17 protein-coding genes are annotated in these 24,877 nt (G+C 62.2%); 14 read left to right on the plus strand and 3 right to left on the minus strand.

The window, feature by feature from the left end:
• Positions 1-116 precede the first annotated feature (116 nt).
• Positions 117-2,336, minus strand: a complete 2,220-nt coding sequence (locus V6607_RS02200) for a primosomal protein N' (protein WP_008439257.1) — start codon at positions 2,334-2,336, stop codon at positions 117-119.
• 297 nt (positions 2,337-2,633) lie between these two features.
• On the opposite strand from V6607_RS02200, the gene rpmE reads away from it, so the two are divergent.
• From rpmE to V6607_RS02215, 3 genes are all read left to right on the plus strand, one after another.
• Positions 2,634-2,864: a 50S ribosomal protein L31 gene (gene rpmE, locus V6607_RS02205; protein ID WP_003209330.1), complete on the plus strand. Its 231-nt coding sequence runs from the start codon at positions 2,634-2,636 to the stop codon at positions 2,862-2,864.
• A 41-nt stretch (positions 2,865-2,905) separates the two neighbouring features.
• Positions 2,906-3,694 carry a thermonuclease family protein gene (locus V6607_RS02210; RefSeq protein ID WP_134327619.1) on the plus strand — a complete coding sequence of 263 codons (789 nt, stop codon included), beginning with the start codon at positions 2,906-2,908 and terminating at the stop codon, positions 3,692-3,694.
• A 181-nt stretch (positions 3,695-3,875) separates the two neighbouring features.
• Positions 3,876-5,144, plus strand: a complete 1,269-nt coding sequence (locus tag V6607_RS02215; protein WP_003209334.1) for a malic enzyme-like NAD(P)-binding protein — start codon at positions 3,876-3,878, stop codon at positions 5,142-5,144.
• 191 nt (positions 5,145-5,335) lie between these two features.
• Here the strand turns inward: V6607_RS02215 and V6607_RS02220 are convergent, their stop codons facing one another.
• On the minus strand, positions 5,336-7,795 hold the full coding sequence (locus tag V6607_RS02220) for a penicillin-binding protein 1A (RefSeq protein WP_003209336.1): 2,460 nt from the start codon (positions 7,793-7,795) through the stop codon (positions 5,336-5,338).
• Positions 7,796-8,012: 217 nt separating this feature from the next.
• On the opposite strand from V6607_RS02220, the gene pilM reads away from it, so the two are divergent.
• From pilM to hemE, 10 genes are all read left to right on the plus strand, one after another.
• Positions 8,013-8,666 carry a type IV pilus assembly protein PilM gene (gene pilM, locus V6607_RS02225; RefSeq protein ID WP_087692533.1) on the plus strand — a complete coding sequence of 218 codons (654 nt, stop codon included), beginning with the start codon at positions 8,013-8,015 and terminating at the stop codon, positions 8,664-8,666.
• Complete coding sequence (locus tag V6607_RS02230) at positions 8,666-9,217, plus strand: PilN domain-containing protein (protein ID WP_003209339.1); 552 nt, start codon at positions 8,666-8,668, stop codon at positions 9,215-9,217. The genes pilM and V6607_RS02230 overlap by 1 nt, the downstream gene beginning before the upstream one ends.
• Positions 9,214-10,239: a pilus assembly protein PilP gene (locus tag V6607_RS02235; RefSeq protein WP_134325607.1), complete on the plus strand. Its 1,026-nt coding sequence runs from the start codon at positions 9,214-9,216 to the stop codon at positions 10,237-10,239. The genes V6607_RS02230 and V6607_RS02235 overlap by 4 nt, the downstream gene beginning before the upstream one ends.
• A gap of 69 nt (positions 10,240-10,308) precedes the next feature.
• Complete coding sequence (locus tag V6607_RS02240) at positions 10,309-11,646, plus strand: type IV pilus secretin PilQ family protein (RefSeq protein ID WP_134327620.1); 1,338 nt, start codon at positions 10,309-10,311, stop codon at positions 11,644-11,646.
• A gap of 4 nt (positions 11,647-11,650) precedes the next feature.
• Positions 11,651-12,169 (plus strand): shikimate kinase AroK, encoded by a 519-nt coding sequence (gene aroK / locus V6607_RS02245; RefSeq protein WP_003209345.1) that lies wholly within the window; start codon positions 11,651-11,653, stop codon positions 12,167-12,169.
• 147 nt (positions 12,170-12,316) lie between these two features.
• A complete protein-coding gene (gene aroB, locus V6607_RS02250) occupies positions 12,317-13,417 on the plus strand; it encodes a 3-dehydroquinate synthase (RefSeq protein ID WP_003209346.1) in 1,101 nt (366 codons plus the stop codon).
• Between the two features lie 10 nt (positions 13,418-13,427).
• Positions 13,428-14,960, plus strand: coding sequence for an AAA family ATPase (locus tag V6607_RS02255; RefSeq protein WP_134325608.1), 1,533 nt, complete (start codon positions 13,428-13,430; stop codon positions 14,958-14,960).
• A 349-nt stretch (positions 14,961-15,309) separates the two neighbouring features.
• Entirely contained in the window at positions 15,310-19,755 is a 4,446-nt protein-coding gene (gene gltB, locus V6607_RS02260) for a glutamate synthase large subunit (protein ID WP_003209351.1), read from the plus strand.
• 32 nt (positions 19,756-19,787) lie between these two features.
• Positions 19,788-21,206: an FAD-dependent oxidoreductase gene (locus V6607_RS02265; RefSeq protein ID WP_003209353.1), complete on the plus strand. Its 1,419-nt coding sequence runs from the start codon at positions 19,788-19,790 to the stop codon at positions 21,204-21,206.
• Between the two features lie 242 nt (positions 21,207-21,448).
• Positions 21,449-22,516, plus strand: coding sequence for a uroporphyrinogen decarboxylase (gene hemE, locus V6607_RS02270; protein ID WP_087692524.1), 1,068 nt, complete (start codon positions 21,449-21,451; stop codon positions 22,514-22,516).
• 53 nt (positions 22,517-22,569) lie between these two features.
• Here hemE and V6607_RS02275 read toward each other — a convergent pair whose 3' ends face one another.
• Positions 22,570-23,844, minus strand: coding sequence for an MFS transporter (locus tag V6607_RS02275; protein WP_134325610.1), 1,275 nt, complete (start codon positions 23,842-23,844; stop codon positions 22,570-22,572).
• Positions 23,845-23,968: 124 nt separating this feature from the next.
• Here V6607_RS02275 and V6607_RS02280 point away from each other — a divergent pair, with 124 nt between their 5' ends.
• Positions 23,969-24,862: a LysR family transcriptional regulator gene (locus V6607_RS02280; protein WP_003209358.1), complete on the plus strand. Its 894-nt coding sequence runs from the start codon at positions 23,969-23,971 to the stop codon at positions 24,860-24,862.
• Positions 24,863-24,877: the final 15 nt, after the last annotated feature.

Consider the following 24,877-nt stretch of genomic DNA (forward strand, 5'->3'; position numbering starts at 1 on the left):
TGGCGAGGGAGCTTGCTCTGGCGAGGGAGCTTGCTCCCGCTGGAGTGCGTAGCGCTCCCGGCTTTTTTGGGGCTGCTACGCAGCCCAGCGGGAGCAAGCTCCCTCGCCACAGGGGGTTAGTACAAATCTACCGGGTCTACGTCCAGCGACCATCTCACCTGGCGACCACTGGGCATTTGCTCCAGCGCAAGTAACCAGCTGCTTAATAAACGATGCAGCGGCGCGCGGGCGCTGGCTTGCAAGAGTAGCTGGGCGCGGTAACGCCCGGCGCGGCGTTCCATCGGTGCTGGCACCGGGCCCAATAGCTCGATGCCGGTCAGACCCAGTTCCCCCAGCAAACGTTCAGCCTCGCTGCACGCTTCATCCAGGAAACCTTCGGCCTGCCCCGGCTTGTGCGCTTCGGCCCGCAGCAGCGCCAGATGCGCAAACGGCGGCAAGCCGGCCGAGCGGCGTTCGCTCAAGGCCTGTTCGGCGAAGGCAAAGTAGCCTTGTTCTGTCAGTTGAATCAGCAGAGGGTGGTCGGCCAGGTGCGTCTGGATGATCACCTTGCCCGGCTCTTCGGCCCGCCCGGCCCGGCCTGCGACCTGCACGATCAACTGCGCCATGCGCTCGCTGGCGCGAAAATCCCCGGAGAACAGCCCGCCGTCGGCATCCAGGATCGACACCAGGGTCACCCGTGGGAAGTGATGCCCTTTGGCAAGCATCTGCGTGCCCACCAGAATGCACGGCTGGCCCTTCTGGATCGTGGCGAACAACTGATTCATCGCGTCCTTGCGCGAGGTGCTGTCGCGGTCGACCCGCAGCACCGGGTAATCCGGGAACAGGATGCCCAGTCGTTCTTCGGCGCGCTCGGTGCCCGCACCCACCGGTCGCAAGTCGACTTTGCCGCACTGCGGGCAGTGACGCGGCACCCGTTCCACATGGCCGCAGTGATGGCAGCGCAACTCGCCGGAGCGCTGGTGCACGGTCATTCGCGCATCGCAGCGATTGCACTCGGACATCCAGCCGCAGTCGTGGCACAGCAGCGTCGGCGCAAAACCCCGGCGGTTGAGGAACACCAGCACTTGCTGGCCCGCCGCGAGGGTTTGCCCGATGGCTTGCTGCATCGGCCCGGAAATGCCGCTGTCCAGCGGGCGACTTTTTACATCCAGGCGCAGGAAGCGGGGTTGCTTGGCACCGCCGGCACGTTCATTGAGACGCAGCAGGCCGTAGCGCCCGGTGTAGGCGTTGTGCAGGCTTTCCAAGGAAGGCGTGGCCGAGCCCAGCACAATCGGGATGTTTTCCTGGCGAGCACGCACCAGCGCCAAGTCGCGGGCGTGGTAGCGCAGGCCTTCCTGCTGTTTATAGGAGCCGTCGTGTTCTTCGTCGATGATGATCAGCCCGGGATTTTTCATCGGGGTGAACAGCGCCGAACGGGTGCCGATAATAATGTCGGCCTCGCCGTCCCGGGCGGCGAGCCAGGATTCCAGGCGCTCGCGGTCGTTGACCGCCGAGTGCACCAGGGCGATGCGCGCGTTGAAACGCTGCTCGAAACGCGCCAGGGTTTGCGGGCCGAGGTTGATCTCGGGGATCAGCACCAGTGCCTGTTTGCCGGCTTCGAGGGTTTCGCGGATCAGTTGCAAATAGACTTCGGTCTTGCCGCTGCCGGTGACGCCCGCCAGCAGGAACGCGTGGAAACTGTCGAAACCGGCGCGAATCGCTTCATAGGCGGCACGTTGTTCGGGGTTGAGCGGCAGTTCCGGCTGGGCCAGCCAGTGTTCGTGGCGCTCGCCGGGAGCGTGCTTGCGAATCTCCACCTGCACCAGGCCCTTGGCCAGCAGCAAGTCCAGGCTGTCCTTGCTCAGCATCAGCTTGCTTAACAGCTGATGGGCGACGCCGTGGGGATGCTGGGCCAGGGTTGCCAGGGCTTCACGCTGGCGCGGGGCGCGGGCGATGCGCGGGTCGTCCATGCGCGCCCCCGGGACCATCGACCAGAAACGCTCCTGGCGCGCCTCGGCCAGTTCGCCCTGGCGCAACAGCACCGGCAGCGCCCAGCTCAAGGTGTCGCCGAGGCTGTGCTGGTAATACTGCGAGGTCCACAGGCACAGCTTGAACAGCGCAGGCGGCAGCGGCGGCGTGCTGTCGAGGATGGCCACGGCGGGCTTGAGCTTCTCGGCGGGCACTTCGCTGTGATCGGCGACTTCCACCAGGATGCCGATCATCTCCCGCCGGCCAAACGGTACCCGTACGCGCATGCCGGGCTGCAACTGCGACCGCAATACGCCGGCAGGAGCCCGATAATCGAACAGGCGGCGCAGGGGCGAGGGCAGGGCGAGGCGCAAAATGGCGTCGGGCACGCGGGGGTTCTCATATGACGGGCGGCGAAGAAGGGCGGGAGCCTAGCAGACCAGCGGTGGATGTGGGAGCCGGGCTTGCCCGCGATAGTATCGACACGGTGCACCTGAGGCACCGCAGCGCCTGCATCGCGGGCAAGCCCGGCTCCCACAGGGCCTTGTGTATGCCGCGCTTTTCTGATGAAAGGGGCCGTTGTGCTTCTTGCGCGTTTAAAAAGGTCTGGTAGAATCCGCGGCCTAATTACGTGCGGTATTCAACAATAGTGTTGATTGGCGGCACGCTAGCCTGAGGAATACACCATGAAAGCCGATATCCATCCAAACTATGTTGCCATCGACGTTACCTGCAGCTGCGGTAACAAGTTCGAAACCCGTTCGACTTTCGGCAAAGCTCTGCCAATCGACGTGTGCAACGAGTGCCACCCGTTCTACACCGGTAAGCAGAAGACTCTGGATGTTGGCGGCCGTGTTGACCGCTTCAAGACCCGCTTCGGTGCTTTCGGCGCTAAAGCTGCTCCTAAAGCCGAGTAAGGCTGGTCCGCTTGGATGGCCTGTATGGCTTGTCCTCGCTGATGAAAAAGGCGTCCCTTGTGGGCGCCTTTTTTGTGTCTGCGATTTGGCTGGCGCCCGCCCAGGCCGAGGTGTTCTGCCCGGCGCCCGGCGATGTCGCGACCTTCGACGTGCAGCGGGTAGTGGATGGCGACACCGTGCGCCTCAAGGATGGCCGCAGCATACGCATGATCGGCGTCAATGCCCCGGAAACCGGCAAGCAGGGGCGCACTGACGAGCCCTTCGCCGTGGCCGCTCGCGAGCGCCTGCAAAGTCTTGTGGGCGCGAGCGGTGGGCGCGTTGGAGTGGTGCCCGGACGGGAGAGCAAGGACCGTTACGGCCGCACCCTGGCCCATCTCTACGGTGCCAATGGAGCAAATCTGGAAGCGCAGTTGCTCGCCGAAGGCCTTGGCTTCCAGGTGGCGGTCGCGCCGAATGTGGAACTGGTGGCCTGCCAGCAAGCCGCCGAACGCAGCGCCCGGCAGGCCCGGCTGGGGGTGTGGCGCCGGTCACCGGTGGTCGATGCGGCGAAGATCCAGCGCTCGGGCTTTGCCGTGGTCAACGGCCGAGTGAGCAAAATCGAACGCAATCGCGGCGGAGTCTGGATTGAGTTGCAGGGCTCACTGGTACTGCGCATTGCACCCAATCTTGTGGGCCGATTCGACAGTGCGCTGTTGAAAGGTTTGCAGGGCCAGTCCATCGAAGCCCGCGGCTGGGTGCTGGACCGCTCCCGACGCGGCGGCCTGGAAAAGGGCCAGGCACGCTGGCTGTTGCCACTGACCGATCCCGGCATGCTCGAGCAGGCGCCGTAAGAAAAAATTGTAGACATTTTTCAGGTCGATTGTGAACAGTTGAGCCCTTGTATCCCGTGGCTCTTGGCCAAAAGTCGTAGGGCAGGGCCCTTGACACCTGTGACTGCCCAGTCTTGTGGGGACTTTGCGACACGCGTATCCTCGGCGGTCCGTCGACCAACAGTAAAAGCGGAATGCCGATATGTCTGATTTGAAAACTGCCGCTCTCGAATATCATGCCCATCCTCGTCCAGGAAAGCTGAGTGTAGAGCTCACCAAAGCCACTGCCACCGCCCGCGACCTGTCGCTGGCCTACAGCCCTGGCGTTGCCGAGCCCGTACGTGAAATCGCCCGCGATCCTGAACTGGCCTACAAGTACACCGGCAAAGGCAACCTGGTTGCAGTGATCTCTGATGGCACCGCGATCCTCGGCCTGGGTAACCTCGGCCCATTGGCTTCCAAGCCAGTCATGGAAGGTAAGGGCGTGCTGTTCAAGCGCTTCGCCGGCATTGACGTATTCGATATCGAAGTCGATTCCGAGAGCCCGCAGGCTTTCATCGACACCGTAAAGCGCATCTCCATCACCTTCGGTGGCATCAACCTGGAAGACATCAAGGCACCTGAGTGCTTCGAGATCGAAAAGGCCCTGATCGAACAGTGCGACATCCCGGTATTCCACGATGACCAGCACGGCACCGCGATCGTTACCGCGGCCGGCATGATCAACGCCCTGGAAATCGCCGGCAAAACCCTTGGCGAAGCCAAGATCGTTTGCCTGGGCGCCGGCGCCGCGGCCATCTCCTGCATGAAGTTGCTGGTGAGCATGGGCGCCAAGCTGGAAAACATCTACATGGTCGACAGCAAGGGCGTTGTGCAGTCCGAGCGTACCGACCTGAACCAGTACAAGGCGATGTTCGCGCATCCGTCCTCCAAGCGTACCCTGGCTGACGCCCTGGACGGTGCAGACGTGTTCGTTGGCCTGTCCGGCCCGAACCTGCTGAGCGCCGAAGGCCTCAAGTCCATGGCGGCCAACCCGATCGTGTTCGCGTGCTCCAACCCGGATCCGGAAATCTCCCCGGAGCTGGCCCACGCCACCCGTAGCGACGTGATCATGGCCACCGGCCGTTCGGACTACCCGAACCAGGTCAACAACGTACTGGGCTTCCCGTTCATCTTCCGTGGTGCCCTGGACGTTCGCGCCAAGCGCATCAACGAAGAGATGAAAGTCGCGGCCGCCAACGCCCTGCGCGAACTGGCCAAACTGCCGGTTCCTCAGGAAGTGTGCGACGCCTACGGCGGCATCAAGCTGGAATTCGGTCGTGAGTACATCATCCCGAAACCAATGGACAAGCGCCTGATCACCCTGATCTCCGATGCCGTGGCCAAAGCCGCAATCGAGACGGGTGTGGCCACCCTGCCGTATCCGAAGAACTACCCGCTGCAAAGCGTGGATGATGTGTTCAACGGCTAAGCCGTTGTAGCGCACCACCAAAAAGCCCCGGCTCTTGCGAGTCGGGGCTTTTTTTGTGGCTGGCAATTGGCTCGAGCCTGGCGGTGATCCAACTGTGGGAGCGGGCTTGCTCGCGAAGACGGTGTGTCAGTCGGCCCATGTGAGCCTGATACTCCGCTTTCGCAAGCCCGCTCCCACATTGGAACTGCGTGTTAGAACAAGTCGATCGGCGCCGCCTCGTCCGCCGGCAGCGGGCTGCCCGGTGCAACACCATTGCCCAGCTCGTTGACCGACGGCGGCGTGTCCTCGCTCTTGAACAGCTCGAAGTACGCATTCGGCGTGCTCGGCGCTGCTGCACGGCCGCTGACCGGGTCGATCCGCAGGCTCAGGATGCCTTCCGGTTCCGGCTGGGTATGCAGCGGCATATCCTTCAGCGCGGCGCCCATGTAGCTCATCCAGATCGGCAGCGCGACGGTGCCGCCGAACTCCCGGCGACCGAGGCTTTCCGGCTGGTCGTAACCAGTCCATACGGTGGTCACGTAGTCGGCGTTGTAGCCGGAGAACCAGGCATCCTTGGAGTCGTTGGTGGTACCGGTCTTGCCGGCGATATCGGCACGGCCCAGGGCCAGGGCGCGACGCCCCGTACCTTTCTTGATCACGTCTTCCAGGATGCTGTTGAGGATGTAGGTGGTACGGCCATCCACAACGCGTTCGGCTACCGCCGGCGCTTGTGGTGCGGCGGGAGCACCGGCTGCCGGGGCTTCGCCTGGCGTCGGCTCGATGGTGATGCCGCCGTTGGCCGGTGCTGCCTGGCCGTCAGTGGCCGCGACGCCATTGACCACGTCGCCCGGGACCCGTGGTGGGTTGGCGGTGAACAGGGTTTCGCCGCTACGGCTTTCTATCTTGTCGATCAGGTACGGGGTGATCTTGTAGCCGCCGTTGGCAAAGGTGCTCCAGCCGGTGGCGATTTCCATCGGCGTCAGCGTGGCGGTACCCAGTGCCAGGGACAGGTTGGGCGGCAGGTCCGACTTGTTGAAGCCGAAGCGGGTGATGTAGTCGATGGTCTTGCCTACGCCCATCGCCTGCAGCAGGCGGATCGACACCAGGTTACGCGACTTGTACAGCGCCTCGCGGACGCGGATCGGGCCGAGGAAGGTGTTGGTGTCGTTCTTCGGGCGCCAGACCTTGTCCAGGTACTCGTCGACGAACACGATCGGTGCATCGTTGACCAGGCTGGCGGCGGTGTAGCCGTTATCCAGTGCAGCGCTGTAGATGAACGGCTTGAAGCTGGAACCCGGCTGGCGCTTGGCCTGGGTGGCGCGGTTGTAGTTGCTCTGCTCGAAGGCAAAGCCGCCGACCAGGGCACGGATTGCACCGTTCTGCGGGTCAAGCGACACCAGCGCGCCCTGTGCCACGGGCACCTGGCTGAATTTCAGGCTGTCATCCTTCTGGCGCTGCACGCGAACCAGGTCACCGACCTGGGCCACGTCCGACGGCTGCTTGGGCATCGGGCCCATGCTGTTGGTGTTCAGGAAAGGACGAGCCCATTTCATGCTGTCCCACGACACATGCTCTTCGCCGGTGCGGGTCAGTACCTGCACGCCATCTTTCTTCACCTGGGTGACGATGGCGGGTTCAAGGCCGCTGATCGGGCGCTGTTTGCCCAGCTCGACGGTCCAGGCGCTCAGGGTCTTGCCCGGCAGGCGCGATTCAGGGCCGCGGTAGCCATGGCGCTGGTCATAGGCGACCAGGCCATCGTGTACCGACTTGTTGGCGATTTCCTGCAGGTTGCTCGGAATCGTCGTGGTCACGCGGAAACCTTCGGTGTACGCCTCGCTGCCATAGCGGCCGACCATCTCGGCACGGGCCATTTCGGCGATATACGGGGCATTCACTTCCGGGGTCGGCACGTGATAGCTGGCGTTCAGCGGCTCGGCCACCGCACTTTCGTACGCGGCCTGGTCGATCTTGCCCAGCTTGTACATGCGGCCCAGGATCCAGTCGCGGCGCTCTTTGCTGCGCGCCGGGTTGGCCAGCGGGTTGAAGCGTGAAGGCGCCTTGGGCAGGCCGGCAATCATCGCCATCTGCGCCAGGCTGGCGTCACGAATCGACTTGCCGTAGTAAACCTGTGAAGCCGCCTCGATGCCGTAGGCGCGGTTGCCCAGATAGATCTTGTTGACGTACAGCTCAAGGATCTCGTCCTTGGTCAGCTGACGTTCGATCTGCAACGCCAGGAGGATTTCCGTGGCTTTGCGGGAAAAGCTGCGTTCGCTGGTGAGGAAGAAGTTCTTCGCCACCTGCATGGTGATGGTGCTGCCACCGGATTGAATGTGTCCGCTTTTTACCAACTGCGTGGCCGCCCGCACCAGGCTGCTTGGGTCGACGCCATAGTGATTGGCGAAGTTATCGTCTTCAGCCGACAGCAGGGCGTTGATGAAATTGGGTGGAATGTCGGCGAAACGGATCGGTGTGCGGCGCATTTCGCCGAACTCCGCGATCAGTTTTTCATCGCTGCTGTAGACCCGCAAAGGAATCTGCAACTGGATACTTCTCAGGGCCTCTACGGAGGGCAAACCCGGACTAAGGTAGAGATAGGCCCCGCTGAGCACGAGCATCAGCCCGCAGACGATCGCGACAATGGAGTACCCGAAAAACTTCAGCAGACGAATCAAGGCTTTTGGATTTCCAAGGAAAAGAATGGGTTAGGCGTCGGGGCATGCACGGCAAGTGGTGGATCGACCCGGCCAGCAGATAAACGCGGGAAAAAACGCTGGGCATTAAAGCATTTTTCGGCTTCGGGCGTCATTCGCGCCGCTCATACAAGCCGACCGAATGCAGGAAGCCTGGCAGCAATCAGTCCGTAAGACAGGGAAAGTTTTGGGGAGTTTTATGAGAAAGGGATTTTTCAGGCGAAAAGCCGATGCCGTCCTGGGTATCGACATCAATGACACCGGCGTCAGGCTGGTGGAACTGGAGGCGTCAGGCACTGGCTACAGCGTGCGGGGCTACGCTATGCAGCAGTTGCCGGCCCATGCGGTGGTCGACAGCAGCGTGGTTGATTTCGATGCCGTCGCGCAGGCACTTTCCCGGGCGCTGGTACAGGCGCATACATCACTCAGGCATGCCGCCGTGGCCGTGGCAGGGCCCTCGGTGATTACCCGCGTGCTGGAGATGGACGCGGGGCTGACGGATGCTGAAATGGTGCGTCGAATCCATGGGGAAGCAGACCAGTACATTCCTTATCCGCTGGAGGATGTGGCTATCGACTTCCAGGTGCAGGGCCCGTCGGCCCATGACCCGCAAAGCGTCGATGTGCTGCTGGTTGCCTGCCTCAAGGAACAGGTGGAGGCCCGTGAGGCGGTTTTGGCCCTTGCGGGGCTGGCGACGCGGATAGTGGATGTCGAAGCATTTGCATTGGCTCGCGCGGGCAGGCAGGCTTCGGACAGCATCACGCCGGGCCGTCGTGTCGATGGCGCGCAATGGGCCGTGGATGCCCAGGGAATGGGAGTGGCCTGCGGGCTGGCCCTGAGGAGTTTCGACTGATGACACGAATCAACCTGTTGCCGTGGCGCGCAGAACGGAATGAGCGGCGGCGCAAATATTTTCTGGTGTTTTTAGCGGGGGCTGCAGCGGTGGCGCTGGCTGCGGTTTGGCTGGCAGACCAGGTGATCGACCGTGCAATCGATCGGCAGTTGGCCCGCAATAACCAGTTGAGCCAGGGTGTCACCGGGCTCGACTCGCGGATCAAGGCCATCGACGAACTGCATGAGCAGCGCCAGCAGTTGATGGAACGGATGAAAGTTGTGCAGGGTTTGCAGGACGATCGTGCGGCGGGTGCTCAGTTGCTGGACCAGTTGGCCCGTGCCGTGCCGGAGGGGGTGCAGTTGCGCGAAGTGAGCGTCGACGGCGGTTCTGTTTCCATCAGCGGCACGGCCGGATCGAACCGGGACATTGCTCAGTTCATGCGAGGCCTCGAAGCTGCCGAAGACTTGGAAGCGCCCCGGCTTCAACGGGTTCGCGGCGCGCAGGAGGGCGACGACAATGGCTTCCAGTTGACGGTTCGCCATGGACACTCGGATGAGGTGCGCCAATGAGAGGGGCGTCAGGCCTGCCAGGGCTGACGGAATCCGATACAACCCAGCTCTGCCAGAACGCCGCCAACTGGCCCTTGCCGGGCAAGGCGTTGCTGGCTGGCGCGGTGGTTTGCCTGCTGTGGGCGGTGGGCAATACCTTCTACTTGAGTGGGGCGCGGGAGCAACTGCGCCAGCTTGAGTCGCAGGAAGTGGCGCTTGAACAGCAGGTCGCGCTGAAAACCATCCAGGCTGCCGGCCTGGAGTCCCTGGTCCGCGAACTCGAAACAATGCGAGGCCATTTCGCCAACCTGTTACGGCGGCTGCCTGCCGACCCCCAGGTACCCGGCCTGCTTGAAGATATTGGCCGCCTGAGTGCCGCCAATGGCTTGGTGCTGGAGGCCATCGAACTTCGGGATGACCAGCCTCGCGCCCTGTACATCGAATCGCCCATGCAGATTGGCGTCACCGGGACTTTTCACGACCTGGCGGCGTTCATCGACGGCATGGCCAGCTTGCCAGGAATTGTCACGGTGCATGACTTGGCATTCAGTCCTGTCGATGCCTCGGTGTTGCACCTCAGTCTGGTAGCCAGGACCTATCGTCACAACCGCCAGGCGGGCGATGACCTGAAGGTTGATTTGCACCCGCCGGCACAGGCTGTCGCCGAGCCCGGGCCGCAGCAAGTGGCCTACGATTTTGCAGCCTTGCGCGACCCTTTCCAGCCGCCCTCTCGCCAACTGGTTCGACCCGCCGGGCGACCGGCTGCCGGACCTGATCTCGCCAGGCCTCGCGGAATCCTCGAAGGCTTCGCCGTGGAGCAGTTCGAAATGGTCGGGACCTTGTCCCTGGGGGCTCAAACCTTCGCCCTGCTGCGCGGAGCGTCGTCTGTCCATCGGCTGGCAATCGGCGATTACCTGGGCCCGGACCACGGGCGCATCACGGCGATTCATGACTCCCATGTCGAACTGGCCGAGCTTTTCCCGGATGGCCAGGGCGCGTGGCTGGAACGCTCGCAAACCCTTGCCCTGAACGTGAACTCATAACGGAAACAAACAATGAAAAGGACTTTTTCGTCCTTCGGTGTGGCGCTATGGATAGCGTTCACGGCACCGATGGTCATGGCTGTGCCCAATCGAATCGACTTGATTCACCTGCCGCCACCTGGCAATGCGCCCCTGAGTTCCGGACGCGTGGCATTCACCGGGGACAAGCTGTCCCTCAACTTCCAGAACATCGAGTTGCGCGCGGTGCTGCAGCAGATTGCCGACGTTGCCGGCCTCAATCTGGTGACCAGTGACGACGTGCAGGGTTCGATCACCCTGCGCCTCAAGGACGTGCCCTGGGACCAGGCCCTGGACCTGGTGCTGCAAACCAAGGGGCTGGACAAGCGTGTGACGGCCAATGTGCTGCTGGTCGCGCCGGCCGAGGAGTTGGCCGCCCGCGAGTTGCTGGCGATGGAGTCGCGCAAGCAAATGACTGACTTGGCACCGCTGCGCCGCGAGTTGCTGCAAGTCAATTACGCCAAGGCGTCGGACCTGGCCAAGCTCTTCCAGTCGGCCGTGGGCCTGGAAGGTGCCACCGATGAGCGCGGCTCGGTGGCGGTGGATGACCGCACCAACAACATCATCGCCTACCAGACCCGGGAGCGGCTGGAGGAGCTGCGTACGATTGTGGCGCAACTGGATATTCCGGTAAGGCAGGTGATGATCGAGGCGCGGATCGTCGAGGCCAATGTGGATTACGACAAAAGCCTTGGCGTGCGCTGGGGCGGGCAACTGAATCGGGGTAACTGGAGCGCTGGCGGGATCAGGAAACCGCTGGCCGAAGGCACCGAGCCGCCTGAAACCCCGCCCAGCTCGCCGTTTGTGGACCTGGGGGCGGTCAACGGCAGCGCCGGCCTGGGTGTCGCGTTTATCACCGACAACCTGCTGCTGGACCTGGAACTGACCGCCATGGAAAAAACCGGCAATGGTGAAATCGTTTCGCAGCCCAAGGTCGTCACCTCCGACAAGGAAACCGCGCGAATCCTCAAGGGCACCGAGATTCCCTATCAGGAGTCCAGCTCCACCGGCGCGACCTCGGTGTCGTTCAAGGAGGCCTCCTTGTCATTGGAAGTGACCCCGCAAATCACCCCGGACGGCTGGGTGATCATGGAGGTCAAGGTCACCAAGGACGAGCCCGACTACCTGAACAGGCTCAACGATGTGCCGCCGATCAAGAAAAACGAGGTCAATGCCAAGGTGCTGGTCAAGGACGGGGAGACCATCGTGATCGGCGGGGTTTTCTCCAATACTCAAAGCAAAGTGGTAGATAAAGTGCCATTTTTGGGCGATGTGCCGTATCTTGGCCGCCTTTTCCGGCGGGATGTGGTTTCGGAGAAAAAATCCGAGCTGCTGGTATTCCTGACTCCGCGTATTATGAATAACCAGGCGATTGCTGTGAGTCGTTGATTCTGTGCGAAATTTGATTCTTGTAGGACCGATGGGGGCTGGAAAAAGCACCATCGGCCGTTTGCTGGCCAAAGAGCTGCGCCTGCCATTCAAAGACTCCGATAAGGAAATTGAATTGCGCACGGGCGCCAATATCCCGTGGATCTTCGATAAGGAAGGCGAACTGGGCTTTCGCGACCGCGAGCAGGCGATGATTGCCGAACTGTGCGGCTGCGATGGCGTGGTATTGGCCACCGGCGGTGGCGCAGTGATGCGCGACGAGAACCGCCGGGCGCTGCACGCCGGCGGTCGCGTGGTTTATCTGCACGCGTCTGTCGAGCAGCAGGTGGGCCGCACCGCTCGCGATCGCAATCGCCCATTGCTGCGCACCGCAGACCCGGCAAAAACCCTGCGGGACCTGCTGACGCTGCGCGACCCGCTTTATCGGGAAATCGCCGATCTGGTGGTGGAAACCGATGAGCGGCCGCCACGAATGGTGGTTCTCGACATTCTCGAGCGCCTGGCACAGTTGCCACCCCGTTAAAGCCAGGGCCGAAATGCGCTATCCTCGGCGGCGCGTCATGACCGTCCGAGTTGTGGCGTAGAGCCATCAGGCAGCGTCAGATCCCGACGTTGCCGACAACGTTAATGTAGGGCAGGACGCCTGCTTTCATCTTCAACGCGGGGACACATGCAGACACTTAAGGTCGATCTTGGCGAGCGCAGCTACCCGATCCATATTGGCGAAGGTTTGTTGGACCAGCCCGAGTTGCTCGCACCGCATATTGCCGGGCGGCAAGTGGCGATCATCTCCAATGAAACGGTCGCGCCGCTGTATCTTGAGCGTCTGAGCCGCAGCCTGGCGGCGTACTCGGTGATCTCGGTGGTGCTGCCGGACGGCGAGGCCTTCAAGACCTGGGAAACCCTGCAACTGATCTTTGATGGCCTGCTGACGGCCCGTCATGACCGGCGCACCACGGTGGTGGCCCTGGGTGGCGGTGTGATCGGCGACATGGCCGGCTTTGCAGCCGCCTGCTATCAGCGCGGCGTGGACTTTATCCAGGTACCGACCACCTTGCTGTCCCAGGTCGATTCGTCGGTGGGCGGCAAGACGGGCATCAACCACCCGCTGGGCAAGAACATGGTTGGCGCGTTCTATCAGCCGAATGTGGTGCTGATCGACACTGCCACCCTCAATACCCTGCCACCCCGCGAGCTGTCGGCGGGCCTGGCGGAAGTCATCAAGTACGGGCTGATCTGCGACGAGCCGTTCCTGACCTGGCTGGAAGAACACGTCGACGCCCTGCGCGCCCTCGACCAGGTGGCACTCACCGAAGCGATTTCCCGCTCCTGCGCCGCCAAGGCGCTGGTGGTGAATGCCGACGAGCGTGAGTCCGGCGTGCGCGCCACCTTGAACCTCGGCCACACCTTCGGCCATGCGATCGAGACCCACATGGGCTATGGTGTGTGGTTGCATGGAGAGGCCGTAGCGGCTGGCACAGTGATGGCATTGGAGATGTCGCAACGCCTGGGCTGGATCAGCGCCCAGGAGCGTGATCGCGGGATCCGCCTGTTCCAGCGCGCCGGGTTGCCGGTCATTCCTCCCGAAGAGATGACCGAGGCAGATTTTCTCGAACATATGGCAATAGACAAGAAAGTGATCGACGGTCGACTGCGACTGGTGCTGTTGCGCCGAATGGGCGAAGCGGTAGTGACCGACGATTATCCGAAAGAGATTTTACAGGCCACGCTGGGAGCGGATTACCGCGCCCTGGCCCAGCTTAAAGGTTAATAAGATCCCGATGACTAGTTTGCATGCCGACGAGGCGTTCCTCGGCCATTACCAGTTAAGCCACGACCCTTTTGCTCCTCGGGTGCCTGGTTTCAAGTTTTTCCCTGCGCAACGCAAGCCGGTGCTGGGGCAACTGCACCACCTGGCGCGCTACAGCCAGTTGCTGCTGGTGGTCACCGGCCCATTGGGCAGCGGCAAGACCTTGCTGCGCCAGGCACTGGTGGCCAGCACCAACAAGCAATCGGTACAGAGCGTGGTGGTTTCCGCCCGTGGTGCCGGTGATGCGGCAGGCGTGTTGCGTCAAGTGGCCCAGGCCCTCGACGTGTCCACTGCCGAGCCGAATGCGATCCTCAAGCAAGTGGTGCAACTGGGCCTGACCGGCCAGGAAGTCTACCTGCTGGTGGATGACGCCGAGCAGCTCGACGAATCTGCCCTGGAAGCGTTGCTGGCCCTGGCGGCCGGTACGCCTGAAGGGCGCCCGCATGTGTTCCTGTTTGGCGAGTCTTCGCTGATCGCCGAACTTGAACAGATCAGCGGCGAGCAGGAGCTGTTCCACGTCATCGAACTGCAGCCTTACGAAGAAGAAGAAACCCGCGAATACCTGGCCCAGCGGCTGGAAGGCGCAGGGCAGGGCATCGAACTTTTCTCCGCTTCGCAGATCTCTGATATTCACGAAAGCTCCGACGGCTGGCCTGGCACCATCAACCAGGTTGCCCGGGATGCCATGATCGAAGCCATGATTGCCAGCCGCTCAGCGGTAAAGCGTCCAAAGATGGGGTTTACTATGCCGAAGAAGCACGTATTGGCAATTTCTGCCGTTGTCGTGGTTGCCGTCGCCGCCGCCTGGTTGATTCCAGGTCGCAACAAGGCACCGACCACCGCTGGCGCGCCAACCGAACAGGCGCAGTTGCCACTGGGCAAGCCAACACCGAACGTTGAGTTTGCCAACTCCGGCCAACCCACCAACCTGCCAATGGTCGGCCAACCGGTGATGCGCGGCCCGCTCGCCGAAGAAGCTGGCGGCATCACCGAAGGCGACGATGGGGTGCCCGTTGAAGGCTCCAGCGCCACGCCGCCGACCGTGACCACCACCGCGCCACCTGCGGGCGTGCCAGCCGGTCAGCCAGCGGCCAAGCCGACGCCAGCGCCAGCCCAGGTCGCCACCGCCAAGCCTGCGCCTGTGGCCAAGCCGGCTCCAGCCGCCAAGCCTGCCGAAAAACCGGCCGTCGTGGCCAAGGCCGCAACTGGCGCTGCCGGCAGCAGCTGGTATGCCAGCCAGCCTACCGGTAACTTCGTGGTGCAGATCCTCGGCACCAGCTCCGAAGCCAACGCCCAGGCGTTCGTGAAAGAGCAGGGCGGCGAGTACCGTTATTTCAAGAAAGTGCTCAACGGCAAGCCTCTCTACGTGATCACTTACGGCAACTTCTCCAGCCGTACAGCAGCGGAATCCGCTATCAAGGCCTTGCCAGCGAAGGTTCAGGCTGGTAAACCTTGGCCTCGCACTGTCGCCAGCGTTCAACAAGAACTGGCAACAACTCGCTGAAGATCCGGCGGCCTTACCCAGGCCGCCCTCTCGGCACCTCAAAAAAACAACACAGCGTGCAGCCCTGAAGGCCGCGCGCTTTGTGGTGTCTGCGTCACAGTGGCTTTTGAGTCGTAGCGGTCAAAATTAAAAAAGTTTTGACTAGCACAGCATATCGCTTTAAACCTTTCATAAATGCGACATAGATTTGCGACATTTCGTCGCTAAATTTGTGAGCGTCTGTGTCGGTGTGTACAATGACCTCCCTTTTGCCCCCGCTAAGCCGGCGTACGTTCGGCGTGGAAGGTAACCGGTTGAATTGAAAAGAAATTTGCCTCGGAATAAGAGGCAGCCTGGTGAGAAAGTGTCTATGAAAGCAGGTCTGTACCAACCCGATGAATTCAAGGATAACTGCGGTTTCGGCCTGATAGCCCACATGCAGGGCGAGCCCAGTCATACCCTTTTGCAAACGGCCATCGAGGCCCTGACCTGCATGACCCACCGCGGTGGGATCAACGCCGACGGCAAGACCGGTGACGGTTGCGGCTTGCTGATTCAAAAGCCCGACCAGTTCCTGCGCGCAGTCGCCAAGGAACATTTCGGCGCCGATTTGCCCAAGCAGTACGCTGTGGGCATGGTGTTCTTCAACCAGGACCCGGTAAAAGCCGAAGCTGCTCGCGAGAACATGAACCGCGAGATCCTGGCCGCTGGCCTGCAGCTCGTCGGCTGGCGCAAAGTGCCGATCGACACCAGCGTACTGGGCCGCCTGGCCCTGGAGCGCCTGCCGCAGATCGAACAAGTGTTCATCGCAGGCGACGGCCTGAGCGACCAGGACATGGCGATCAAGCTGTTCACCTCTCGTCGTCGCTCGTCCGTGGCCAATGCCGCCGACACCGACCACTACATCTGCAGCTTTTCCCACAAGACCATCATTTATAAAGGCCTGATGATGCCGGCGGACTTGACCGCCTTCTATCCAGACCTGAGCGATGAGCGCCTGCAAACCGCAATCTGCGTGTTCCACCAGCGCTTCTCCACCAACACCCTGCCGAAATGGCCGCTGGCCCAGCCATTCCGCTTCCTCGCCCACAACGGCGAGATCAACACCATCACCGGCAACCGCAACTGGGCCGTGGCCCGTCGCACCAAGTTCGCCAACGACCTGATGGACCTGGAAGAGCTCGGCCCGCTGGTCAACCGCGTGGGTTCCGACTCCTCCAGCATGGACAACATGCTCGAACTGATGGTCACTGGCGGCATCGACCTGTTCCGTGGCGTGCGCATGATCATTCCGCCAGCGTGGCAGAACGTCGAGACCATGGACCCCGACCTGCGGGCGTTCTATGAGTACAACTCGATGCACATGGAACCGTGGGACGGCCCGGCCGGCGTGGTAATGACCGACGGTCGCTACGCCGTGTGCCTGCTCGACCGTAACGGCCTGCGCCCGGCGCGCTGGGTGACCACTACCAACGGCTTCATCACCCTGGCGTCGGAAATCGGCGTGTGGAACTACAAGCCGGAAGACGTGATCGCCAAGGGCCGTGTTGGCCCGGGCCAGATCCTCGCCGTGGACACCGAGACCGGTCAGATTCTCGACACCGATGCCATCGACAACCGCTTGAAGTCCCGTCATCCGTACAAGCAATGGCTGCGCAAGAATGCCCTGCGCATCCAGGCAACCATGGAAGACAACGACCACGGTTCTGCCTTCTACGACGTCGACCAGCTCAAGCAGTACATGAAGATGTACCAGGTCACCTTCGAAGAACGTGACCAGGTGCTGCGCCCACTGGGCGAGCAGGGCTACGAAGCCGTCGGCTCCATGGGCGATGACACGCCAATGGCCGTGCTGTCCCAGCGCGTGCGCACGCCGTACGACTATTTCCGCCAGCAGTTCGCCCAGGTGACCAACCCGCCGATCGACCCGCTGCGCGAAGCCATCGTGATGTCCCTGGAAGTGTGCCTCGGTGCCGAGCGCAACATCTTCCAGGAATCGCCTGAGCACGCTTCCCGCGTGATCCTCAGCTCGCCGGTCATTTCCCCGGCCAAGTGGCGCTCGTTGATGACCCTGGATCGCCCAGGCTTCGACCGGCAGATCATCGACCTGAACTACGACGAGAGCCTCGGCCTGGAAGCCGCGGTGCGCAATGTCGCCGATCAGGCGGAAGAAGCCGTGCGCGCCGGCCGTACCCAGATCGTGCTGACCGACCGTCATATTGCCCCGGGCAAGCTGCCGATCCACGCCTCCCTGGCCACCGGCGCAGTGCACCATCGCCTGACCGAAAAGGGCCTGCGTTGCGACTCCAACATCCTGGTTGAAACCGCCACCGCCCGCGACCCGCATCACTTTGCGGTGTTGATCGGCTTCGGCGCCTCGGCGGTGTATCCGTTCCTGGCTTACGAAGTACTCGGCGACCTGATCCGTACCGGCGAAGTGCTGGGCGACCTCTACGAGGTGTTCAAGAACTACCGTAAAGGCATCACGAAGGGCCTGCTGAAGATCCTGTCGAAGATGGGCATCTCCACCGTCACGTCCTACCGCGGCGCGCAATTGTTCGAAGCCATCGGCCTGTCGGAAGAAGTTTGCGAGATGAGCTTCCGTGGCGTGCCGAGCCGCATCAAGGGTGCGCGTTTCGTCGACATCGAAGCCGAGCAGAAAGCCCTGGCCGCCGAAGCCTGGAGCGCGCGCAAGCCGATCCAGCAAGGTGGCCTGCTGAAGTTCGTGCACGGTGGCGAATACCACGCCTACAACCCGGACGTGGTCAACACCCTGCAAGCCGCCGTGCAGCAAGGCGACTACGCCAAGTTCAAGGAATACACCGCGCTGGTGGATAACCGCCCGGTGTCGATGATCCGCGATTTGTTCAAGGTGAAAACCCTGGACACGCCGCTGGCCATCAGCGAGATCGAGCCACTGGAATCGATCCTCAAGCGTTTCGACTCCGCCGGTATTTCCCTGGGCGCCTTGTCGCCTGAGGCTCACGAAGCCCTGGCCGAAGCCATGAACCGCCTGGGTGCGCGTTCCAACTCCGGCGAAGGCGGTGAAGACCCGGCGCGCTACGGCACCATCAAGAGCTCGAAAATCAAGCAGGTCGCCACTGGTCGTTTTGGTGTAACCCCGGAATACCTGGTCAACGCCGAAGTGCTGCAGATCAAGGTTGCCCAGGGCGCCAAGCCGGGCGAAGGCGGGCAACTGCCAGGCGGCAAGGTCAACGGCCTGATCGCCAAGCTGCGTTATGCAGTGCCGGGCGTGACATTGATTTCGCCGCCGCCGCACCACGACATCTACTCGATCGAGGATTTGTCGCAGCTGATTTTCGACCTGAAACAAGTCAACCCGCAGGCCCTGGTCTCGGTGAAACTGGTCGCGGAAGCCGGCGTGGGCACCATCGCCGCCGGTGTGGCCAAGGCCTATGCCGACCTGATCACCATCTCCGGCTACGACGGCGGCACCGGCGCTTCGCCGCTGACCTCCATCAAGTACGCCGGTGCGCCGTGGGAACTGGGCCTGGCCGAGACTCACCAGACCCTGCGCGGCAACGACCTGCGCGGCAAGGTCCGGGTGCAGACCGACGGTGGCCTGAAAACCGGCCTCGACGTGATCAAGGCTGCAATCCTCGGCGCCGAAAGCTTCGGCTTCGGCACCGCGCCAATGATCGCCCTGGGCTGCAAATACCTGCGCATCTGCCACCTGAACAACTGCGCCACCGGCGTGGCCACTCAGAACGAGAAGCTGCGCAAGGACCACTACATCGGGACCGTCGACATGGTGGTGAATTTCTTCACCTACGTCGCCGAAGAAACCCGTGAGTGGCTGGCCAAGCTGGGCGTGCGTTCCCTGGAAGAGCTGATCGGCCGTACCGACCTGCTGGACATCCTCGAAGGCCAGACCGCCAAGCAACAGCACCTGGACCTGACGCCGTTGTTGGGCAGCGATCACATCCCGGCCGACAAGCCACAGTTCTGCCAGGTTGACCGCAACCCGCCGTTCGACAAGGGCCTGCTGGCCGAGAAGATGGTCGAGATGGCCACTTCGTCGATCAACGACGCAAGCGGCGGCGAATTCGCCCTGGATATCTGCAACTGCGACCGTTCCATCGGCGCACGCATCTCCGGCGAAATCGCGCGCAAGCACGGCAACCAGGGCATGGCCAAGGCGCCGATCACCTTCCGCTTCAAGGGTACCGCTGGCCAGAGCTTCGGCGTATGGAACGCCGGTGGCTTGAACATGTACCTCGAAGGCGACGCCAACGACTACGTGGGCAAGGGCATGACCGGCGGCAAGCTGGTGATCGTCCCGCCAGTGGGCAGCGTCTACAAGACTCAAGACAGTGCCATCATCGGCAACACCTGCCTGTACGGCGCAACCGGCGGCAAGCTGTTTGCTGCGGGCACGGCCGGTGAGCGTTTCGCAGTGCGTAACTCCGGTGCCCACACCGTGGTTGAAGGTACCGGCGATCACTGCTGCGAATACATGACCGGTGGTTTTGTCGCGGTGCTGGGCAAGACCGGCTACAACTTCGGTTCGGGCATGACCGGCGGTTTCGCCTACGTGCTCGACCAGGACAACACCTTCGTCGACAAGGTGAACCACGAGTTGGTGGAGATCCAGCGGATCAGCGGCGAAGCGATGGAATCCTATCGCAACCACTTGCAGCATGTGCTGGACGAATATGTCGAGGAAACCAACAGCGAATGGGGTCGCAACCTCGCTGAAAACCTCGATGACTACCTGCGTCGTTTCTGGCTGGTCAAGCCCAAGGCTGCCAACCTGAAATCGTTGCTTTCCAGCATCCGTGCCAACCCGCAGTGATATGCGCCTGAAGAGTTTGATGAGGTTTTAACATGGCTGAACGTCTGAATAACGACTTCCAGTTCATCGATGTCGGGCGCAAAGATCCGAAGAAGAAACTGTTGCGTCAACGCAAGAAAGAGTTCGTGGAAATCTACGAGCCCTTCAAACCCCAGCACTCGGCCGACCAGGCCCACCGCTGCCTGGGTTGCGGTAACCCGTATTGCGAATGGAAGTGCCCGGTGCACAACTTCATTCCGAACTGGCTGAAGCTGGTGGCCGAGGGCAACATCCTCGCCGCCGCCGAGTTGTCGCACCAGACCAACACCCTGCCGGAAGTGTGCGGCCGGGTGTGCCCGCAGGACCGTCTGTGCGAGGGTGCGTGCACCCTCAACGACGGCTTCGGCGCGGTGACCATCGGTTCGGTGGAGAAGTACATCACCGACACCGCGTTCGCCATGGGCTGGCGCCCGGACATGTCCAAGGTCAAGCCGACCGGCAAGCGCGTCGCGATCATCGGCGCGGGCCCGGCGGGCCTGGGCTGTGCCGACGTGCTGGTGCGTGGCGGCGTGACCCCGGTGGTGTTCGACAAGAACCCGGAAATCGGTGGCCTGCTGACCTTCGGCATCCCCGAGTTCAAGCTGGAAAAAACCGTACTGAGCCATCGTCGCGAAGTCTTCACCGGCATGGGTATCGAGTTCCGCCTCAATACCGAAATCGGCAAGGACGTGACCATGGAGCAACTGCTCGAAGAATACGATGCCGTGTTCATGGGCATGGGCACCTACACCTACATGAAGGGTGGCTTCGCCGGTGAAGACCTGCCGGGCGTGTACGACGCTCTGGACTTCCTGATCGCCAACGTCAACCGCAACCTGGGCTTTGAAAAGTCGCCGGAAGATTTCGTCGACATGAAAGGCAAGAAGGTCGTGGTGCTGGGCGGTGGTGATACCGCGATGGACTGCAACCGCACTTCGATTCGCCAGGGCGCCAAGTCGGTGACCTGTGCCTACCGTCGTGACGAAGCCAACATGCCGGGTTCGCGCAAAGAGGTGAAGAACGCCAAGGAAGAAGGCGTGAAATTCCTCTACAACCGCCAGCCGATCGCTATCGTCGGTGAAGACCGTGTCGAAGGCGTGAAAGTGGTCGAGACCCGTCTCGGCGAACCGGATGCCCGTGGCCGTCGCAGCCCCGAGCCGATCCCGGGTTCCGAAGAGATCATCCCGGCAGACGCCGTGGTCATCGCCTTCGGTTTCCGCCCAAGCCCGGCGCCGTGGTTCGAGCAGTTCGAAATCCAGACCGACAGCCAGGGCCGCGTTGTAGCCCCGGAACAAGGCCAGTACAAACACCAGACCAGCAACCCGAAAATCTTCGCCGGTGGCGACATGGTTCGCGGGTCTGACCTGGTAGTGACGGCCATCTTCGAAGGCCGCAACGCCGCCGAAGGGATCCTGGATTACCTGCAGGTCTGACCCCGATCCCGGATTGAAATGGGATCAAAATGTGGGAGCGGGCTTGCTCGCGAATGCGGTATATCAGTCACCAGATGTGTTGGCTGACCCACCGCTTTCGCGAGCAAGCCCGCTCCCACATTTGTTTTGTGGCGCTTTCATATCCGCGACAAATTGACCCGATAGACAAAAGGCACGGCTCTTGCCGTGCCTTTTGCGTCGCGCTCTGAGAAAATGCCCGCACTTTTTTTGCGGATGCCGACATGACTGCCCTCAAGAACGACCGTTTCCTTCGTGCCCTGCTCAAGCAACCCGTGGACGTCACCCCTGTGTGGATGATGCGCCAGGCCGGTCGCTACCTGCCGGAATACCGCGCCAGTCGCGCCCACGCCGGCGACTTCATGAGCCTGTGCATGAACCCGGAGTTCGCCTGCGAAGTCACCATGCAACCGCTGGACCGCTATCCACAGCTGGATGCGGCCATCCTGTTCTCCGATATCCTGACCATCCCTGACGCCATGGGCCAAGGCCTGTACTTCGAAACCGGCGAAGGCCCGCGTTTCAAGAAAGTCGTCAGCACCCTGGCCGACATCGAAGCCCTGCCGATCCCCGACCCCCACAAGGACCTGGGCTACGTCATGGACGCCGTCAGCACCATCCGCCGCGAGCTGAACGGCCGCGTGCCGCTGATCGGCTTCTCCGGCAGCCCGTGGACCCTGGCCACCTACATGGTCGAAGGCGGCTCGTCGAAAGACTTCCGCAAGACCAAGGCCATGCTCTACGACAACCCGCAAGCCATGCACCTGCTGCTGGACAAGCTGGCGCAGTCGGTCACCTCCTACCTCAACGGCCAGATCATGGCCGGCGCCCAGGCGGTACAGATCTTCGACACCTGGGGTGGCAACCTGTCGGCGGCGGCGTACCAGGAGTTCTCCCTGGCCTACATGCGCAAGATCGTCAGCGGCCTGATCCGCGAACACGAAGGCCGCAAGGTGCCGGTGATCATGTTCACCAAGGGCGGCGGCCTGTGGCTGGAAAGCATCGCCGACGCCGGCGCCGACGCGCTGGGCCTGGACTGGACCTGCGACCTCGGCGAAGCCCGTCGCCGCGTGGGCAACAAGGTTGCGCTGCAAGGCAACATGGACCCGACCGTGCTGTACGCCAAGCCGGAAGCCATCCGTACTGAAGTGGGCCGCATCCTCGCCAGCTACGGCAAAGGCAGTGGTCACGTGTTCAACCTTGGCCACGGCATTACTCCGGAAGTTGATCCGGAGCACGCAGGCGCGTTCCTGCGGGCGGTGCACGAGTTGTCGGCGCAGTATCACGAGTGATCGCGCGGCAATGAAAAAGCCCGGCAGATGCCGGGCTTTTTTGTAAGCGCTGGTTAAGCCTTGGCTTCCTGCAACGGCGGCAACTTCGCCAGCTTCAACGCCACCAGCAACGCGACGATCAACAGCGCGACGATAAACCCGCCAATCCCGTTCCACCCGGCGTAGTGCCAGAAAAACCCGCCCGCCGTCCCCGCAATACTCGATCCCACGTAGTAACTGAACAGGTACAGCGACGACGCCTGCCCCTTGGCTTTCAGTGCGCGGCGGCCGATCCAACTGCTGGCCACCGAGTGGGCGCCGAAGAAGCCGAAGGTGAAGATCAGCATGCCGGGCACTACCAGCCACAGCGGGGTAAACAGCGTCAGGGCGATACCGCCGAGCATCAGCACGATGGTGCCCCAGAGCACACGGCGACGGCCCAGGCGGTCGGCCAGGGAGCCGATTTTCGCCGAGCTGTAGATACCCGAGAGGTAGACCAGCGACAGCAGGCCTACCACGGCCTGGCTCAAATCGTACGGGTCCGCCAGCAAGCGGTAGCCGATGTAGTTGAACATCGTCACAAAGGCGCCCATCAGCACGAAGGCTTCGAGGAACAGCCACGGCAGGCCGGCGTCCTTGAAGTGCATGGTGAAGCCGTCCATCAGGCTGCGCGGGTGCAGGGTGCTGGCGCGGAAGTTGCGCGATTCGGGGAGGATCTTCCAGAACACCGTGGCTGCGATCAGCGCCAGGGCGCCGATGATCAGCATCGCCGTGTGCCAGCTGACGAAGTCGATCAGCACACCGATGATCAAGCGGCCGCTCATGCCGCCAATGGCGTTACCACCGATGTACAAACCCATGGCCAGGCCGATGTGTTGCGGGTGGATCTCTTCACTCAGGTAGGTCATGGCCACCGCTGCCAGGCCGCTGAGGGACAGGCCCACCAGTGCGCGCATCAGCAGGATGCCTTCCCAGCTTGGCATCAGGCCGCTGGCGATGGTGCACAGCGCGGCGCAGAACAGTGCGGCAACCATCACCGGCTTGCGCCCCAGGGTGTCGGAAATCGGCCCGGTGATCAGCAGGCCAATGGCGAGCATGCCGGTGGCCACCGAGAGAATCAGGCTGCTTTGCGCGGCATTGATGGAAAATTCGTGGGACAGCGCCGGCATCATCGGCTGTACGCAGTAGAGCAGGGCGAAAGTGGCGAAACCGCCGGAGAACAGCGCCAGCACCGTGCGCATGAACATCGGGGTGCCTTTTTCGATGTACTGCTCGTTGAGCTGTGCCACCACTTCATCGAGGGCGGTGGGCGGTACTTCTTGAGCAAGCGGAGCGACAGCAGATTTCACGCGGGACCTCGGGGAGGAAAGGCTGCCAGGGCTGGCAATGCAAAAAAGAATATAGCTCCCTATTGATTCTTTCCAATATATTGTTCGACCTGTTTAAGAGCTTTTACGACCTAATGAGGTTTTCATGGAACTGCGCCACCTGCGTTACTTCATCGCCGTGGCTGAAGAGCTGCATTTTGGCCGCGCCGCGCAGGTGCTGGGGATCTCCCAGCCGCCCCTGAGCCAGCAGATCCAGGCGCTGGAGCAGGAGATAGGTGCGCGGTTGTTTGAGCGTACCAATCGTCGGGTCGAGCTGAGCGAGGCCGGCAGGTTGTTCCTGCAAGAGGCGAGGTTGGTGCTGGCGCAGGTGGATAAAGCGGCGGACGTGGCGCGTCGGGCGCAGTTGGGGGAACTGGGGGAGTTGAAGATTGGCTTCACCTCTTCTGCGCCGTTCAACTCCAGCATCCCACAGGCGATCTTCGCGTTTCGCCAGGCATTCCCGGCGGTGCATTTGAATCTGCAGGAGATGAGCAGCACGGAGGTGGCCGAGTCGCTGGTGGATGAGTCGATTCAGGTGGGGTTGATGCGACCGTTGCCGTTGCCCGATTCCTTGAGCGTCGTGGAACTGATGCGCGAGCCCTTGGTGGCCGTGCTGAACGCCGGGCATCCGCTGGTGGAGGGCAGTGAGCGTGGTTTGCACCTGGCGCAATTGGCCGAAGAGCCGTTTGTGTTTTTCCCGCGGACTTACGGCAGCGGGTTGTATGCCCAATTGATGAGCCTGGCGCGTGATGCCGGCTTCAGCCCGCACTTCGCGCAGGAGGCCGGGGAGGCGATGACCATCATCGGCCTGGTGGCGGCGGGGTTGGGTGTCTCGGTGTTGCCGGCGTCGTATCAGCGGATCCGCATTGATGGCGTGGTGTATCGCACGTTGCTGGATCAGGAGGCGGTGACGGCGGTGTGGCTGGTGCAGCGCAAGGGCCAGCAGACGCCGATGGCCAAGGCGTTTGTCGAGCTGCTGACCCGCAAGGCATTGGTATGACCGACGCATAACCTG

This window comes from Pseudomonas sp. KK18 (assembly GCF_037094675.1).
GTDB lineage: Bacteria > Pseudomonadota > Gammaproteobacteria > Pseudomonadales > Pseudomonadaceae > Aquipseudomonas.